Consider the following 17195-nt stretch of genomic DNA (forward strand, 5'->3'; position numbering starts at 1 on the left):
GGAAGCCGCGCAGGCCACCCTCGAGGCCGTTCGCGCCGGCGCACCCGTCGTCTGTCAGGGTGCGTTCTTCGAGACCGGCCCGGATCCGGCCGGCATGATCGGCTTCTCCGACTTCCTCATCCGCGAGGACGACGGCTACGCCGTGTACGACAGCACACTGTCCCGGCACGCGAAGGTCGAGGCCCTCCTGCAGCTCGCCGCCTACGCGGACGCCCTCACCCGCACCGGGACGCCGGTGTCCTCCCACGTACATCTCGTCCTGGGCGACGGTTCGATCGCCTCCTACCCGCTCGCGGAGGTCCTGCCGGTCTACCGGTACCGACGCGACTGTCTCGAAACCCTTCTCACGTCGCACCGCGCTGCCGCCGGACCGGCGCGGTGGGGATGGGGCGGGCACACCGCGTGCGGTCGCTGCGACGAGTGCGCCCCGGAGATCGAGCGGAACCGCGACCTGCTGCTGGTCGCCGGGATGCGCAGCATCCAGCGGCTGCGGCTGATCGACGCGGGCGTGTCGACCATCGACGATCTCGCCGCACGTGAGACACCCGTCGGCGGAATGGCGCGCCGCACCTTCGACACCCTGCGGGCGCAGGCACGGGCCCAGCTCGAGGAGGAGAAGCAGGGCGCCCCCTACGCCGAGGTCTACGATGCCACCCCGCTCGGCGTCCTGCCCGCCCCCGACGAAGGCGACATCTTCTTCGACTTCGAAGGCGACCCGCTGTGGTCCGAGGGCGGCAGTTCCGAATGGGGACTCGAGTACCTGTTCGGTGTCGTGGAGGGCACCGCCGACGCACCGGTCTTCCGGCCGTTCTGGGCGCACGACCGCCGGCAGGAGCGACAGGCGCTGCTGGATTTCCTCGACTACGTCACCGACCGCCGGCGCCGGCACCCGAAGATGCACATCTACCACTACGCCCCCTACGAGAAGACGGCTCTGCTGCGGCTGGCCGGTCGGTACGGCGTCGGCGAGGAAATCGTCGACGACCTGCTGCGCGAGGGTGTCCTCGTCGACCTGTATCCCGTGGTGCGCAACTCGATCCGCGTGGGTGCCCGGGCGTACGGGCTGAAGGAACTCGAACCGCTCTACACCGGCGACGCCGAGGCGCGCGAGGGGGATGTCGTCGATGCGGGCGCCTCGATCGTCGCGTACGCGGACTGCTGCGCACTGCGCGACGCCGGACGCCACGAGGAGGCGGAGCGCGAACTCGCGTCGATCGCCTCCTACAACGAGGACGACTGCGTCTCGACACTGCGCCTGCGCGACTGGCTGCTCACCCACGCCCGCGACCACGGCGTCTTCCCGAGCGAGGTGACACACGACGAGGCCGCCCCCGACGCGGAAGCGCACCCCGCGGAGACGAAACTGCTCGAATTCGTCGGTGGGGCGCTGGCGGGCCACCGCACCCCCGAGCAGCAGGCCGCCGCCCTCGTGGCCGCGGCCGTGGGCTATCACCGGCGCGAGCGGAAACCGTTCTGGTGGGCGCACTTCGATCGTCTGTCCACGGCGCCGGACGAATGGGCGGACGGCCGCGACACGCTGGTCGCGGCGACGGCCGCCGTCGAGACCGACTGGCACAAGGCCACCTCCCGGCAGCGACTGCTCCGGCGCCGGTTGCGCCTCGCCGGCGAACTCGAACCGGGCAGCGCGTTGCGGGCCGATCAGGACGTCTTCCTGCTGTACGACGCGCCGGGGCCGGACGGATTGCCCGACGGCGGCGCCGGGACGCGCGCGTGGTCGCGCGGCAAGGTCGTCGAACGCACCACGGGGACGGAGCATCCCGACGTGCTCGTCGTCGACGAGCTGTTGCGGACGGACGAGGAGTACTCCGCACTGCCGGTCGCCGTCACGCCCGGTGCGCCCGTCGCGTCGAAGAACATCGACGCGGCGATCGCCTCCGCCGCCGAGGCGATGTGCAGCGGATTGCCGTCGCTGCCGTCGACCGCGGCGGTGGATGTGCTGCGCCGCATCCCTCCTCGTCTGCGCTCCGGCGGCGCGTTGCCGCCGCTCGGTGACGATACGGCGGACACCATCGTCACGGCCGTTCTCGCCCTGGACGATTCGTATCTGGCGGTGCAGGGTCCGCCCGGCACCGGCAAGACGTACACCGGGGCCCGCGTCGTGGCGTCGCTGGTGAACGAGCACGGTTGGCGGGTCGGCGTGGTCGCGCAGTCGCATTCGGTGGTCGAGAACATGCTGGCCGGCATCGTTGCGGCGGGAGTGCCGGGTGAGCGGGTCGCCAAGGCGAAATGCCAGAACCCGGAACCGACGTGGGCCGCCTTCCCGGACGCGAAGACCCTTGCGGCACATATCGGTACATCCACCGCCGGCTACGTGGTGGGCGGAACGGCCTGGGACTTCACGAATCCGAATTGCATCGCTCCCGGCAGCCTCGACCTGCTGGTGATCGACGAGGCCGGACAGTTCTGTCTCGCCGACACCATCGCCGTGGCCACGGCCGCGTCGAATCTGCTGCTACTCGGCGACCCCCGGCAACTTCCCCAGGTCTCCCAGGGCACCCACCCCGAGCCGGTCGACGAATCCGCCCTCGGATGGCTCGCCGAAGGGCACGGGGCGTTGCCCGCCGATCGTGGCTACTTCCTTCCGGTGACCTGGCGGATGCACCCGGATCTGTGCGCGCGGGTGTCCGAGCTGTCCTACGAGGGACGCCTGCGGTCGAAGTCCGAGATCACCACGCGTCGCGCGCTCGACGGCGTCCCACCCGGTATCCGCCTGATCGAGGTGGCCCACGAGGGCAACGCGACCTGCTCGCCCGAGGAGAGCGCCGAGATCGTGCACGCGATCGCGTCCGTGCTCGGCGCCGCGTGGACGGACGACGCCGACTCGCCGCCGCGGCCCCTGGGCGAGGAGGACGTTCTGGTGGTCGCGCCGTACAACGCTCAGGTCACCCGCCTGCGACAGGATCTCGCCGCGGCGGGTCTGCACCGGGTGCAGGTGGGCACGGTCGACAAGTTCCAGGGGCGCCAGGCCGCGATGGTGTTCGTGTCGATGACGGCCTCCGCCGTCGAGGACGTGCCACGGGGGATGTCGTTCCTGCTGTCCCGCAACCGGTCGAACGTGGCACTCTCGCGCGGTGAATGGACGGCAGTGATCGTCCGGTCCGGTGCGCTGACCGATCACCTCCCGTCGACTCCCGACGACCTGATCGAACTCGGGGCGTTCCTGCGCCTGACCGAACCCGGCCCCACCGGGACGTGACCGCACTCACATCGTCCGTTAGGATCGACGGCGATCCTGTTACCTCAGGTAGCGGATACACGGGACCCGGTCCCCCGAGAACAGGAGTACACGTGTCGAAGACCCTCGAGGCCACGATCGAGATCGCCGCCTCTCCCGAGCAGGTGTGGCGCGTGGTGTCCGATCTGAAGCGGATGGGCGAATGGAGCCCGCAGTGCCGCCGGATGATCGTGCGCGGCGGGCCGGTGTCCGCCGGCACCACCACGATCAACATCAACAAGAAGGGCCTGCTCGTGTGGCCCACCACCGCGAAGGTCGTCGCCTTCGAACCCGGCCGCCGCCTGAGCTTCCGGATCAACGAGAACCGCACGATCTGGTCGTTCACCCTCGAACCCACCGCGACCGGCACCCGCGTCACCCAGCGGCGCGAAGCCCCCACCGGGACCAGCACGCTCTCGCAGACCCTGGTGAAGTATGTTCTCGGCGGCACCGAGGCGTTCGACGACGAACTGACGAGGGGGATGAACGCGACCCTCGCGCGTCTCAAGAGCGAGATCGAGACGGCCGCGCGGGTCTGACCTTCCACCCTCGGCTCACGTACGCTGGAGTGCCTGTGGACCGACAGGACCCGCCCGTTCGACGGGCGGGTCCACTGCAGTCCACAGCACACCGATCGCCAGCGATAAGAGGAGCCCGTGGCACGTAAGCCGACGCCCGCCGGAACACCCCCCACCAGCGGGGTAGCCCACATGGTCGACCTGGTCAGACATGTCGTACCGCCCATGCATCCGGGCGGCATCCCCTTCGTCGCCGCTCCGTTGGCCGTGGCGACCCTCGGCCGCCGTAAGCCCTGGCTGCGCCGCGCCGGTCTCGCATCGGCACTGGCGTGCGCCACCTTCTTCCGGCATCCGCACCGTGTGCCCCCGAACCGCGCCGGTGTGGTCGTCGCGCCCGCCGACGGCGAGATCGCTCTCGTCGACCACGCCGTGCCGCCCGCCGAACTCGGGCTCGGCAGCGAGGAGCGCCCCCGGGTCAGCATCTTCCTGTCCGTCCTCGACGTGCACGTACAGCGCAGCCCCGTCGGCGGCACCGTTCGCTCCGTGGTCCACACGCCGGGCAAGTTCCTCTCCGCCGATCTCGCCGACGCGAGCGAGGTCAACGAGCGCACCAGCATGCTGATCGAGACCCGCGACGGCGCCGAGGTCGCCGTCGTCCAGATCGCCGGGCTGCTGGCCCGTCGCATCGTCAACGACGCGCAGATCGGCGACACCCTGCCGATCGGCGACACCTACGGCCTGATCCGTTTCGGTTCCCGGGTCGACACCTACCTGCCGGCCGGGAGCACTGTGCTGGTCGAACGCGGTCAGCGCACGATCGGCGCCGAGACCGTTCTCGCTCAGCTGCCCACGCTGTCGTGAGTCCGCCTACGCAGGGTGCGCGCGCGGCCGCGACCGCACGGTCCCGCAATCGGTCCAACGTCGTCCGCCTGTTGCCGAGCGTCATCACCATCCTGGCGTTCTCCGCCGGTCTGTCGGCGGTGAAGTTCGCGCTCGACGGGGAACTCGGTACCGCTCTCGGCATGATCGGCGCCGCGGCGGTCCTCGACTCACTGGACGGCCGCATCGCCCGCATGCTCGACGCGACCAGCAAGATCGGCGCCGAACTCGACTCGTTGTCCGATGCCGTCGCGTTCGGTGTGGCGCCGGCGCTGGTGCTGTACGTGACGATGCTCGACGGCAGCCCCTTCGGCTGGATCGTCGCTCTGCTCTACGCGGTGAGCCTGATCCTGCGGCTCGCGCGCTTCAACACCCTCCTCGAGGACGACAGCGTCCCCGCCTACGCCCGCGAGTACTTCGTCGGCGTGCCCGCCCCGGCGGCCGCCCTCGTCGCACTCGCGCCGGTCGCGGCCTACATCCAGTGGGGCGACGGCTGGTGGACCACCTACGCGCTCGTCGCGCTGTGGACCCTCGCAACGGCAGGCCTCGCGGTCAGCCGGCTCCCGACCTTCGCGATGAAGTCGGCGTCGGTGCCCGCACGACTCGCAGTCGTGCTGCTCGTGCTGGTCGCGGTGGCTGCGGCCGCGCTGGTCACCTACCCCTTCATCCTCATGCTCGTGCTGGTCGCGGTCTACCTCGCGCACATCCCCTTCGCGGTGCGGTCCCGGCGCTGGGTCGCGGCCCGGCCCGAGACCTGGGACATCAAGCCCTCGGAACGACGGGCCCTGCGCGCGCGTAACCGCGCCGAACGTCCGCGTCGCGTCGCTGCCCGGCGCGTCGCCACGACGGCACGATCTCAGGCGCGACTCGGGCTGCGCCGTCCGCGAGGACGATGACATGCACGACCCGCGAGGACGCTAGTCACGTTCTAGGCTCGGCGGGGTGACCACCCCACAACTCTCACTCACCGTCCGGCTCAACACCTCCGCCGCCGACGCGCGGCGCGGTGTCGTGCGTCTGCACCCCGAAGCGCTGGCCGCGCTGGGCCTACGGGAATGGGACGCGATCGCGCTGGTGGGGGCGCGTCGCACAGCGGTCGTGGCGGGTCTCGCACCGGCCGGCACCCCCACCGGCACGATCCTGCTCGACGACGTGGTGCTGTCGAACACGGGCCTGAAGGAGGACGCGACCGTCGTCGTCGCACCCGTGACGGTGTACGGCGCGCGCACGGTGACCGTCACCGGATCCGCCCTCGCCAGGCAGTCGATCCCCGAGACCACACTGCGTCAGGCACTGCTCGGCAAGGTCCTCACCGTCGGCGACGCGGTGTCGTTGCTGCCGCGCGATCTGGGACCGGGCACGAGCAACGCCGAGACGACGCGGGCGCTCTCACGGACGTTCGCGATCGCATGGACCACCGAACTGCTCACCGTCTCGTCGGTCGATCCGGCCGGGCCGGTGAGCGTGCAGCCGAACACCGCCGTGGTGTGGGGTGGCGCCCCGGGTGCCCTGCCGTCCACCTCCGTGCCGTCCGTCTCCGGATTCGTCGCCTCCTCCTCCGCGACCGTCCGGCCCGAACCGGCCGCCGCGCCGCCGCCGGCACCACCGGCACCGCCGGTCGAGGACCTCGTGGGTGTGCAGGCCCAGGTCGCGAAGCTGTCCGAATGGCTCACCCTCTCGCTCGACGAACCCGAACTGCTGCGCACCCTCGGTGCGTCGCCGCATCTCGGCGTGCTCGTCACCGGTCCCGCCGGAGTCGGCAAGGCGACCTTCGTACGTTCGGTCGTCTCGGGCCGGCGTCTGGTGGAGGTCGACGGACCGGGCGTCGGTGCGCTCGCCGCCGACGAACGGCTCCGCCGGATCTCCGCCGCGGCCGAATCGGTGCGCGGCGGTGGTGTCCTGCTGCTGACCGACGTCGACGCCGTGCTGCCGGCCGACACCGAACCCGTCGCGACGTTGATCCTCGACGAACTACGGCGGGTCGTCGACACCGAGGGTGCGGTGCTCGTCGCGACCACCGCACATCCCGACGACGTCGACTCCCGGCTGCGGGCACCCGAGATCTGCGACCGCGAACTGTCCCTGCCGTTGCCCGACGGCGCGACCCGCCGCGCCCTGCTCGACGTGCTGCTGCGGTCGGTGCCCTCCACCGACCTCGACCTCACCGCCGTCGCGGGTCGCACCCCCGGCTTCGTCGTCGCCGACCTCGCGGCGCTGTGCCGCGAGGCCGCACTCCGCGCGGCGTCCCGGGCCAACCGCGACGACGACGAGCCGTCGCTCGTCCAGGACGACCTGATCGGCGCCCTCGAGGTGATCCGCCCGCTGTCGCGCTCGGGCACGGAGGAACTTGCGATCGGCAGCGTGAGCCTCGACGACGTCGGCGACATGATCGAGACGAAACAGGCCCTGACCGAAGCCGTGCTGTGGCCCCTCCAGCACCCGGATTCGTTCGAGCGTCTCGGTGTCGATCCGCCGCGCGGCGTGCTGCTGTACGGCCCGCCCGGGTGCGGCAAGACCTATCTCGTCCGCGCTCTCGCCGGCACCGGGCGCCTGAGCGTCCACGCCGTCAAGGGCGCCGAACTGATGGACAAATGGGTGGGTGCCTCCGAGAAGGCGGTGCGCGAACTGTTCGAGCGTGCCCGCAACTCGGCACCGGCCCTGGTGTTCCTCGACGAGATCGACGCGCTCGCGCCGCGCCGCGGACAGAGCTCGGATTCCGGGGTGTCCGACCGGGTCGTCGCATCGCTGCTCACCGAACTCGACGGTGTGGAGCCGCTGCGCGACGTCGTGGTGGTGGGAGCGACCAACCGGCCCGACCTGATCGATCCGGCGTTGCTGCGTCCAGGCCGGCTCGAACGGCTCGTGTTCGTGCCGCCGCCGGACGCCGACGCCCGCGCCGCGATCCTGAAGACCGCGGGCCGTTCGGTGCCGCTCGACGACGACGTCGACCTCGACGAACTCGCCGCCGGACTCGACGGTTATTCGGCCGCGGACTGTTCGGCGTTGCTGCGCGAGGCCGCGCTCGCGGCCATGCGGCGCAACGTCGATGCCGCCGTCGTCACCGCGAAGGACGTCGCGACGGCCCGGGAGAAAGTGCGGCCCTCACTCGATCCCGAACAGGTCGCGCATCTGCAGGCCTACGCGGAGGGCCGTTGAGATGCCCGTCTCCACCGCGGTCCGCGTCGCCGGTCCGGCAGCCGTCCTCGCGGCCTTCCTCGCGGCTGCGGTCGCGATCCTCGTCCCGGCCGCGGGTGAGTCGGTCCTGCCGGAAGGTGCCCGCAGCGAGTGGGCTCCCGTGGTCACCGCCGCGCTGGCCGTCCTCTCGGCGGCCGGGCTTCAGCGGACCGGCTCCCGGCGCACCGCATGGATGCTGGCCGCCGCGTCGGTCGTGGTCCTCGGCTCGATTCGGTATCTCGTTCCCGCCGGTATCTCGGCCGACAGCCTGACCGTCGTCGGATGGGTGATCGCGGCGATCACCGGTGTGCTGCTCGGGGCGGCGACCGCGGGCTCGTGGGGCTCGGCGACCGGCCAGTGGGCCCTGATCGCCGGCGGGTGGGCGGCCTTCCTCACCGCCGCGGCCGTGGGCTCCGAGGTTCCCGTCCACGCGCTGCGCTGGACGGTGCCGCAATGGGCACTGGCCTTCGCACTCGTCGCAACGGTCGCCGCCGCGCTGACCGTGCCCGCCGGCCTGCGCGTGCAGCGGGCCGATCCGCGACTGCTCGCGATCGTGGTGACCGCCGCAGTGGTGCTCTCCCTGGGGTACCGCCTGCTGGGTGAATTCGTGGGCTCCCGCGCGACCGGCACGGGTGTGCTCCCATGGCTGATCGCCGGTGGCGCGCTCGCCGTGGCGGTCGTCGGCGCCGAGATCGTCGCGCGTCTCGTCCCACCCGGCGACGACCGGTTCGTCCTCGCGGTCACGGGCGCCGTGGCCGCGGCATACCCCGTGCTCGTGGAGTTGTGGTCGGGCATGCGGTCGGCGAGCGTGCCGTGGTGGGTGTCGCTCGTCGCGGTGGCCGCGGTGGTCGCCGGGGTCCGGCTCGCCTCCTCCCTGCCGTACGCGCTTCCCGGGCTGCTGCTCGCCGCGTCGATCTCGGCGGCGACGGTGTGGTGGCCGGAGGAGATCGGCGAGGGCATTCCGCTCGCGGTGCGGGTCGCGCTCGTCGCGCTGGGCACCGGTCTCGCGCTCGGTGCGTCGTTGCCGGGTTCGGCCTCCGTCGCGGCGCTCGGGCTCGCGCTGCCGGTGCCGGCGACGGCCGTCGTGGGAGCGGTGTGGATGCTGCCGGCGGAGCCGCAGTGGTCGGCGCTCGCATTGTTCGCCGCCGCCGTGATCTGTGCGTGGCAGGTGCGTTAGATGCTCTCACCTACCCGATTCGCAAGCGTGTGAAGACAACCATTAGGATAGGAACAATCCGTTTTGCCCGATGACGGCGAGCGGCGTGCATGTCGGGGCGATCCCCGTTTCGGCGGTGTGCCGTCCGCTGTGACGACAGCGAGTCCTACGACCCGCAGTCCGTTTCACCCCGCCGACAGGCCCGACCCCGACGGAGTGCCTTTTGATCGCCATACTCGTCGCCCATGCGGTTGCTGCTCTTCTGGCGCCGCTTCTGGTCAGAGTCATGGGGAGAAACGCATTCCTGCCGCTCGCGCTGGTGCCCCTCGCGAGTCTCGGCTGGGTCGTCACCAATTGGGGAACCGAGCAGAAACTGCAGATCGCGTGGGCTTCGACTCTGTCGATGAACATCGATCTGCGCTTCGACACGCTCGCGGCGATCATGTGCGTGCTCGTCCTGGGCATCGGCTCGCTGATCCTGCTCTACTGTTCGCGTTATTTCGAGGACGACGAGCCCCGCCTGGGAATCTTCGCCGCTGAGATGGTCGCCTTCGCGGGCGCGATGTTCGGCCTGGTCGTCAGCGACAACATGTTGCTGCTCTACATCTTCTGGGAACTGACGACCGTCCTGTCGTTCCTGCTCGTGGGCCACTACGCCGAGCGAGCGTCGAGTCGGCGCGCCGCCACCCAGGCCCTGCTCGTCACCACGGCCGGTGGCCTGGCCATGCTGGTCGGCATCATCATCCTCGGCGAGATGGTCGGCAGCTACAACCTCTCCGACGTCGTCGCCGCAGCACCCCACGGGTGGCTCGCCGGCGTAGCGGTGGTGCTCGTTCTCGTCGGCGCACTGTCGAAGTCCGCCGTCGTCCCGTTGCACTTCTGGCTGCCCGGCGCGATGGCCGCCCCCACCCCGGTCTCCGGATATCTTCACGCCGCTGCGATGGTCAAGGCCGGCATCTATCTCGTGGCCCGGCTCGCACCCGGCTTCGCCGACAGCGCGGCCTGGCGCCCCATCGTCATCGGTCTCGGTCTCGCGTCGATGATCCTCGCCGGCTGGCGGGCGTTCCGCGCCTTCGACCTCAAGCTCATCCTCGCATTCGGCACCGTCAGCCAGCTCGGTTTCCTCACGGCCCTGGTGGGCACGGGCAGCCGGGAAGCGGCGCTGGCCGGCCTGGCGATGGTCATCGCTCATGCACTGTTCAAAGCGTGCCTGTTCATGGTGGTCGGCATCATCGACCACTCCACCGGCACTCGCGACATTCGCAAACTCGCGCATCTCGGTTCCGCTGCCCCTTATCTGATGATGATCGCGATACTCGCGGCGGCGAGCATGGCCGGACTACCGCCGTTCATCGGTTTCGTGGCGAAGGAAGCCGCGCTGGAGTCGGCTCTGGTGGCCGAGGTGCTGCCCGACTGGGCACGGATCGCCATGACCGCGGGCATCGTGGTGGGTTCGATCCTCACCCTCGCGTACAGCATCCGGTTCATCTGGGGCGCCTTCGGCCGCAAGCAGCTCAAACGGCCGAGCCCCTCGGTGCAGAACCTGCACGCCCCCGGACCGCTGCTGCTCACCGCGCCGAGCGTCCTCGCGTTCGCCGGTCTCGCCGCGGGCTTCGCGAGCTCGTGGATCGATCACCTGATCGCCCCCTATGCCGACGAACTGCCCACCGACCTCGCGAAGCCGTACCACCTTGCGTTGTGGCACGGATTCACTCTGCCGCTCGGCCTGACCGTCGTGGTGATCGCGGGTGGCACGGCGCTGTTCCTCGCGCACCGCACCATCGCGCGCCTGCGCTTCGAGCATCCCCCGCTCGGCAACGCCGACCGGATGTACGACGCGACCCTGCAGGGCATGGACACCCTGTCCCTGCGCCTGACCGCCTTCCTGCAGCGCGGTTCGCTGCCGCTGACCCAGGCGACGATCCTCGTCACCCTGGTGGCACTCCCGACCGTGCTGATGTTCTTCTTCGGAACGAGCGTGATGCCCGCGACACGCGCATGGGACTCGGTCTGGCAGCTCGCCGTGGGACTGCTCATGATCGTCGCCGCGATCACGACGACGATACTGCGCAACCGCCTCGCCGCCCTGCTGGTCGTCGGTGTGACCGGCTACGGGCTCGGGGTGCTGTTCGCGCTCCAAGGCGCCCCCGACCTCGCGCTCACCCAGTTCCTCGTCGAGACCGTCACCCTCGTGATGTTCGTGCTGGTCCTGCGCAAGCTGCCCGCCGAGACCGACCCGGCTGCGGTGATGGGCAGCAAGTTCGCCCGCGCCCTGCTCGGCATCGCGGTCGGTGCGGTAGTCGTCGGCATCGGCGCCTACGCGGTCGCGGCACGCACCACCGATCCGATCTCGCTGCTGCTGCCCGATGCCGCCTACTACGGTGGCGACGGCAAGAACGTCGTCAACGTCCTGCTCGTCGACATCCGCGCCTGGGACACCCTGGGCGAGATCTCGGTGCTGCTGGTCGCCGCGACCGGCGTGGCCAGCCTGGTGTTCCGCACCCGCCGCTTCGGCACCGCCCCGCGTGTGGCGGATGCTCCCGCAGCGCAGCTCGACGCGGTTTCCGCCAGCAACGAGACGACCTGGCTGCTCGGCGGCGATCTCATCGATCCGCGCTACCGCTCGCTGGTCCTCGAGGTCACCACCCGGCTGGTCTTCCCCACCCTGATGATTCTGTCGGTGTACTTCTTCTTCTCCGGGCACAACGCTCCCGGTGGCGGCTTCGCGGGCGGTCTCGTCGCCGGTCTCGCGCTCGTCCTGAGGTACCTGGCCGGCGGACGCTACGAGCTCGGAGAGGCGGTTCCCATCGACGCCGGCAAGATCCTCGGCCTCGGACTCACCTTCGCCGCCGGAACGGCACTGGTGTCGATGTTCCTCGGCGCCCCGGCGTTGTCGTCCGCCACGGTCGAGTTGACCCTGCCGGTGCTCGGTGACATCAAACTCGTGACCGCGTTGTTCTTCGACCTGGGGGTGTATCTCATCGTGGTCGGCCTGATCCTGGACGTGTTGCGCAGCCTCGGTGCGCGCCTCGACGCCGAGACCGTGGGTGAGAGCCGATGACGGCGAACATCACGCTCCTCGCCGTCGTCGGTGTACTCGTCGCGTCCGGTGTGTACCTGCTGCTCGAACGCAGCATCATCAAGATGCTGCTGGGCCTGTTGCTGGCCGGCAACGGCATCAACCTGCTGTTGCTCACCCTCGGCGGTCCCGCGGGCCATGCCCCGATCGTCGGCGTCGAGAGCGACCTGAACGAGGGCATGGCCGATCCCCTCGCCCAGGCGATGATCCTCACCGCGATCGTGATCACGATGGGCATCGCAGCCTTCGTCCTGGCACTGACCTACCGCTCCTACACCTTCCGGGCACGTGACGAGATCGAGAACGACCCCGAGGACACCCTCGTGTCGAAGCGACGCAGCATCGCCGACCTGCCCTCGCGCGACCGATCCGACGACCCCCTCACCGGCATCCCGAGCAAGGGCGGTGACGCGTTCGACGCCGAGGGCAATCCCATCCCGCTCGACCAGCTCAAGAACATCGAGGATCTCGAGGCGTACGAGGATCTGCACGACGGGGATTTCGACGATCCCACCGACTCGGCCTACGCCCGGAACCGCGACGAGACGGACCGGAACCACGAGAGCACCGGAAAGGGGGAACGCCGATGAACCTCGGTGTCGCGAACCTCGTTCCCCTTCCCGTGCTCGTCCCGCTGCTGGCCGCGGCTGCCACACTGATCGTCGGCCGGCGTCCCCGCGCCCAGCGGTGGATCACCGTCGTCGCGCTGGTCGCCTCCCTCGTGGTGTGTGCGGCCCTGCTGTACTACGCCGACGCCGACGGCATCGCCGTACTCCAGATCGGCGGGTGGGAAGCGCCGATCGGTATCTCGCTGGTCGTCGACCGTCTGTCCGCGTTGATGCTGGTCGTCTCGGCGATCGTGCTGCTGGCGGTCATGCTGTTCGCCGTCGGTCAGGGTATCCACGACGGCAACGAGCAACAGCCCGTCTCGATCTTCCTGCCGACTTATCTGGCGCTCACCGCGGGCGTCAACATCGCCTTCCTCGCCGGTGACCTGTTCAACCTCTTCGTCGGCTTCGAAGTGCTGCTCGCCGCATCGTTCGTCCTGCTGACCCTGGGTGCGAGCGCCGACCGCGTGCGCGCCGGCGTCTCGTACGTCATGGTCTCGATGGTGTCCTCGCTGATCTTCCTGCTGGGCATCGCCTTCGCCTACGCCGCCACGGGCACCCTGAACCTCGCCCAGATGGCGCTGCGGATGGACGAGATCACACCGGGCACCCGGGCGGCGATCTTCGGCGTGCTGCTCGTGGCCTTCGGCATCAAGGCCGCGGTGTTCCCGCTGTCGTCGTGGCTGCCCGACTCCTATCCCACCGCCCCGGCCCCGGTCACGGCGGTCTTCGCCGGGCTGCTGACGAAGGTCGGTGTCTACGCGATCATCCGGGCGCACACTCTGCTGTTCCCGGGGGGCGAACTCGACGACGTCCTGCTCGTCGCCGGGCTGCTCACGATGATCGTCGGCATTCTCGGTGCGATCGCGCAGAACGACACCAAGCGTCTGCTGTCCTTCACTCTCGTCAGCCATATCGGGTACATGGTCTTCGGTGTCGCCCTGTCGTCGCAGACCGGCCTCGCGGGAGCCGTCTTCTATGTGGGGCACCACATCCTCGTACAGACCACACTGTTCCTCGTGGTGGGTCTCATCGAACGCCAGGCCGGATCGGCGTCCCTGCGTCGCCTGGGCAGTCTCGCGGTCATGAGTCCGCTGCTGGCGGTCCTGTTCCTCATCCCGGCGCTCAACCTGGGCGGTATCCCGCCGTTCTCCGGATTCATCGGGAAAGTAGCCCTGTTGCAGGCCGGCGCGCAGAACGGATCCGTCCTCGCCTGGATCCTCGTGGGTGGCGGTGTGCTGACCAGCCTGCTGACGCTGTACGTCGTCGCCCGGATCTGGACGAAGGCATTCTGGCGGGCCCGCGCCGACGCACCCGAGGGCGACCTCGCCGACATCGGTCCGTCGGCCCTGATCGACGAATCCACCACGGACATCTCCTTCGAGGACCGCCCCGACGTCGGTCGGATGCCGGCCGCGATGCTCGTCCCCACGATCGGGCTCGTCGTGATCGGCGTGTCGTTGACGGTCTTCGCCGGTCCGCTGCTCGACATCAGCAACCGTGCCGCCGAGAACCTGCGCGACCGCTCGGTGTACATCCAGGCCGTACTGGGGGGTGAGCAGGAATGATGAAACGCGCCAATGTCCTGCGGCTGTTCGTTCTGGGATGGACGACCCTGGTCTGGGTGCTGCTGTGGGGCACCTTCAGCATCGCCAACATCCTCGGTGGCATGGTCGTCTCGCTCGTCGTGATGTTCGTGCTGCCGCTGCCGCGCGTGCCCGTCGAAGGTCGCGTGCACGTGGGGGCCGCCCTGCGCCTCGGTGCGGTGATCTTCGTGGAGACGATCCGCTCGACGATCAACGTGGCCTGGCTCGCGATCCGGCCGGCACCGCCGCCGGTCACCGGTGTGCTGCGCTGCCGGCTCATCATCAAGTCCGACCTCGTGCTGACCTTGTGGACGGACATCATGAACAACATCCCGGGCACCATGGTGCTCGAGATCGACCAGGTACGGCGGATCATGTACGTGCACGTCCTCGACGTGAGTACCGACAAGGCCGTGACCGACTTCTACCGTTCCGCCCGGTTGATCGAACACCTGCTCATCCGGACTTTCGAACGCGAGTCGGAGTGGCAGGCCAGCCCCTGGCGCAGCGGAACGGAGGAGCTGACATGACCGTGGCACTCGTGATCGCCGGGGCGCTGTTGTTCGTCTCCGCGCTTCTGATCACCTACCGAGTCATCGCAGGTCCCAACTCTCTCGACCGGCTCGTCGGCCTCGATGCGCTGCTCGCGCTGGGGATCTGCGGGATCGCGATCTGGGCGGTGTACACGCGCGACACCACGGTGCTGCCGGCGACGGTGGCGCTGTCGCTGGTCGGCTTCATCGGTTCGGTGTCCGTGGCTCGATTCCGGGTGCGTGACGAACAATGACAACCGTCCTCGACACCTTCGCCCACATCCTGATCATCCTCGGCGCGGTGATCTCGCTGACCGCCGCGATCGGCGTGGTCCGTTTCCGCGACACCCTGTCGCGCATGCATCCGGCCACCAAGCCGCAGGTGGTGGGTCTGTTGTTCGTGCTGGGTGGCGCGATGATCATCCTGCGCAGTTCCGTCGACATCTGGATGATGGCGCTGGCGGGCATGTTCATGGTCCTCACGGCACCGGTGATCGCGCACCGCGTCGGTCGCGTCGCCTACCGGGAGCAGCTCGGTCGCGACGGCCTGCTCGACGAGGACGCTCCCGGCGGAGGCTGACGGTGATCGGCCGGTTCTCGACCGATCACTGCTCGAGTTCCTCCACGAGCGAGTCCACCACCGCGACGAGATCGCCGTCCGTCTGCTCCGCGATCCGCCGCTGACGCTGGTAGGACGCTCCCCGCACCGGGATGTCCGCGACCCGCGCGAGTTCGTCGGCGCATCCGAGCCGTACCGCGGTGGGCATGATCTGCTCGAGCAGATCGTTCAGGTCGTCGGTGACGAGCCGTTCGGTACACACCGGGTCGAGGATGACCTCGGCATCGAGTCCGTACCGCGCCGCACGCCACTTGTTCTCCTTGACGTGCCACGGTTGCAGCACAGGAAGTTCCTCACCCCGCTCGAGACGTTCGTCGAAGTAGACGACGAGTGAATGCACGAACGCGACGAGGGCGGCCAGTTCGGCGCGGTTGGTGATGCCGTCGAAGACCCGGACCTCGAGGGTGCCCCATTTCGGCGCGGGCCTGATGTCCCAGTGCATGCCTCCGGGATGGCTGATGACACCGGACTCGAGCTGGTCGGCGATGAATTCCGCGTACTGCGGCCAGTCGGCGAAGTGATAGGGCAGGCCGGCAGTCGGCAACTGCTGGAACATCAGCGCACGGTTGCTCGCGTAGCCGGTGTCGTAGCCCGCCCAGATCGGCGACGAGGCCGACAACGCGAGCATGTGGGGATATTTCACGAGCATGGCATTGAGGATCGGGATGATCTTCTCCGCGGAGGAGACTCCCACGTGGACGTGCACTCCCCAGATGAGCATCTGCCGTCCCCACCAGCGGGTGCGGTTGATCATCTCCTCGTAGTCCGGGGAGGGTGTGACGGTCTGGTCGGTCCACTGCGCGAACGGATGGGTGCCGGCACACATCAGGTCCACTCCGAGCGGATCGGCGGCGCGGCGCAGCAACGACAGCGACTCGGACAGATCGTCGACGGCCTCGGCGACGGTGTCGTGTACACCGGTGACGAGTTCGACGGTGTTGCGCAGGAACTCCTTGGTCAGCCGCGGGGTCTCCCCGGCGATCTCCTCCACCCTGTCGAAGACGACCGCCGCGCTGTTCGAGAGATCGCGGGTGGTCTTGTCCACCAGAGCGATCTCCCATTCCACGCCGATCGTGGGACGAGGTGATCCCGGAAACGCGACTGCCACGTCTCGATCCAACCACAGGGCCCCGCCGACGGATGTCCGTCGCGGGGCCCTGTGTCAGGAATTACCCGGGTACCGAGCTTCAGGGGATTCGACCCCTGCTCACCCGATGACGCCGCATGCGAGGCGGGCGCCGAGGTTGTCCTGGTGCACGACCACAGAGGCGCCGTCCTCACCTTCGAGGTCCTCGAGGCCGAAGGCCGAGGTGGTGACGGTGGCGGTGGCGGTACCGTCCTCGTGGACGACGAGCGAGACCAGGTCGCCGCTTTCGGGGACGGAGGTGTTGCCACCGGCCTGCAGGTGGGCACCGGCCGACAGGAAGGCGCCGGGCTCGCCGCCGTTCGGCGCGGTGGACTGGGGCTCGCACCGGCCGAACTCGTGGATGTGGACACCGTGGTAGCCGGGCTCGAGACCCTCGACCTCGATGGTCACCTCGACGTCGCCGCCGTTCTCGGCGAACGACACGGTGCCGGCCGAGGCACCGTCGACCGTGGTCAGCTCGGCGGTGAGCGCAGCGGCGGAGGCTGCAGCAGCACCACCGGCCGGCGACTCGCTTCCGCCCTCGGTGCCCTGGTCGTCGCCGTGGGCCTCGGAAGCGGGCGCGGCGGATCCCGTCCACACCGGCGGAGTCGTCCCCGGCTCGGTGCTCGCCTCCTCGCTGTTCGAGCACGCAGTCAGGCCCACCGCGGCGATCGCGACGATC

The 17195-nt window shown here is 69.5% G+C and carries 14 protein-coding genes; 12 read left to right on the forward strand and 2 right to left on the reverse strand.

From position 1 onward, the window contains the following. From R1101_RS0105570 to mnhG, 12 genes are all read left to right on the forward strand, one after another. Positions 1-3217 (forward strand): TM0106 family RecB-like putative nuclease (locus R1101_RS0105570; RefSeq protein ID WP_016932475.1); only part of this gene is annotated, 3217 nt, incomplete at its 5' end. A gap of 92 nt (positions 3218-3309) precedes the next feature. Further along, positions 3310-3774 carry an SRPBCC family protein gene (locus tag R1101_RS0105575; RefSeq protein ID WP_016932476.1) on the forward strand — a complete coding sequence of 155 codons (465 nt, stop codon included), beginning with the start codon at positions 3310-3312 and terminating at the stop codon, positions 3772-3774. 117 nt (positions 3775-3891) lie between these two features. Further along, positions 3892-4614: a phosphatidylserine decarboxylase gene (locus R1101_RS0105580; RefSeq protein ID WP_026002919.1), complete on the forward strand. Its 723-nt coding sequence runs from the start codon at positions 3892-3894 to the stop codon at positions 4612-4614. Beyond that, the gene (locus R1101_RS0105585; RefSeq protein ID WP_016932478.1) at positions 4611-5528 is read left to right on the forward strand and encodes a CDP-alcohol phosphatidyltransferase family protein; all 918 of its coding nucleotides are present in this window, start codon (positions 4611-4613) and stop codon (positions 5526-5528) included. Before R1101_RS0105580 ends, R1101_RS0105585 begins: the two co-directional genes overlap by 4 nt. A gap of 46 nt (positions 5529-5574) precedes the next feature. Then, positions 5575-7788 carry an AAA family ATPase gene (locus R1101_RS0105590; protein WP_016932479.1) on the forward strand — a complete coding sequence of 738 codons (2214 nt, stop codon included), beginning with the start codon at positions 5575-5577 and terminating at the stop codon, positions 7786-7788. 1 nt (position 7789) lies between these two features. After that, on the forward strand, positions 7790-8983 hold the full coding sequence (locus tag R1101_RS0105595; RefSeq protein WP_016932480.1) for a hypothetical protein: 1194 nt from the start codon (positions 7790-7792) through the stop codon (positions 8981-8983). Between the two features lie 202 nt (positions 8984-9185). After that, positions 9186-12023, forward strand: a complete 2838-nt coding sequence (locus R1101_RS0105600; protein ID WP_026002920.1) for a Na+/H+ antiporter subunit A — start codon at positions 9186-9188, stop codon at positions 12021-12023. Then, the gene (locus tag R1101_RS25925; protein WP_016932482.1) at positions 12020-12631 is read left to right on the forward strand and encodes a Na(+)/H(+) antiporter subunit C; all 612 of its coding nucleotides are present in this window, start codon (positions 12020-12022) and stop codon (positions 12629-12631) included. The genes R1101_RS0105600 and R1101_RS25925 overlap by 4 nt, the downstream gene beginning before the upstream one ends. Beyond that, positions 12628-14217, forward strand: a complete 1590-nt coding sequence (locus R1101_RS0105610; RefSeq protein WP_016932483.1) for a Na+/H+ antiporter subunit D — start codon at positions 12628-12630, stop codon at positions 14215-14217. The genes R1101_RS25925 and R1101_RS0105610 overlap by 4 nt, the downstream gene beginning before the upstream one ends. Continuing rightward, positions 14217-14765 (forward strand): Na+/H+ antiporter subunit E, encoded by a 549-nt coding sequence (locus R1101_RS0105615; protein WP_016932484.1) that lies wholly within the window; start codon positions 14217-14219, stop codon positions 14763-14765. The genes R1101_RS0105610 and R1101_RS0105615 overlap by 1 nt, the downstream gene beginning before the upstream one ends. Then, positions 14762-15022 carry a monovalent cation/H+ antiporter complex subunit F gene (locus R1101_RS0105620; RefSeq protein WP_016932485.1) on the forward strand — a complete coding sequence of 87 codons (261 nt, stop codon included), beginning with the start codon at positions 14762-14764 and terminating at the stop codon, positions 15020-15022. Before R1101_RS0105615 ends, R1101_RS0105620 begins: the two co-directional genes overlap by 4 nt. After that, positions 15019-15348, forward strand: a complete 330-nt coding sequence (gene mnhG, locus R1101_RS0105625; protein ID WP_016932486.1) for a monovalent cation/H(+) antiporter subunit G — start codon at positions 15019-15021, stop codon at positions 15346-15348. Before R1101_RS0105620 ends, mnhG begins: the two co-directional genes overlap by 4 nt. A 25-nt stretch (positions 15349-15373) precedes the next feature. Here mnhG and R1101_RS0105630 read toward each other — a convergent pair whose 3' ends face one another. Together R1101_RS0105630 and R1101_RS25930 are read right to left on the reverse strand one after the other, a co-directional pair. Then, positions 15374-16495, reverse strand: a complete 1122-nt coding sequence (locus tag R1101_RS0105630) for a glutamate--cysteine ligase (protein ID WP_026002921.1) — start codon at positions 16493-16495, stop codon at positions 15374-15376. Between the two features lie 99 nt (positions 16496-16594). Further along, positions 16595-17194: a superoxide dismutase family protein gene (locus R1101_RS25930; protein ID WP_051017476.1), complete on the reverse strand. Its 600-nt coding sequence runs from the start codon at positions 17192-17194 to the stop codon at positions 16595-16597. Position 17195 lies beyond the last annotated feature (1 nt).

It is taken from the genome of Rhodococcus sp. R1101 (assembly GCF_000278445.1).
Taxonomy (GTDB): Bacteria; Actinomycetota; Actinomycetes; order Mycobacteriales; family Mycobacteriaceae; genus Rhodococcus; species Rhodococcus gordoniae.

Excerpts from the sequence above, each read along its gene's own strand:
- R1101_RS0105595 (WP_016932480.1), top strand. The coding sequence starts at position 7,790 with ATGCCCGTCTCCACCGCGGTCCGCGTCGCCGGTCCGGCAGCCGTCCTC.
- R1101_RS25925 (WP_016932482.1), top strand. The coding sequence starts at position 12,020 with ATGACGGCGAACATCACGCTCCTCGCCGTCGTCGGTGTACTCGTCGCG.
- R1101_RS0105610 (WP_016932483.1), top strand. The coding sequence starts at position 12,628 with ATGAACCTCGGTGTCGCGAACCTCGTTCCCCTTCCCGTGCTCGTCCCG.
- R1101_RS0105615 (WP_016932484.1), top strand. The coding sequence starts at position 14,217 with ATGAAACGCGCCAATGTCCTGCGGCTGTTCGTTCTGGGATGGACGACC.
- R1101_RS0105620 (WP_016932485.1), top strand. The coding sequence starts at position 14,762 with ATGACCGTGGCACTCGTGATCGCCGGGGCGCTGTTGTTCGTCTCCGCG.
- mnhG (WP_016932486.1), top strand. The coding sequence starts at position 15,019 with ATGACAACCGTCCTCGACACCTTCGCCCACATCCTGATCATCCTCGGC.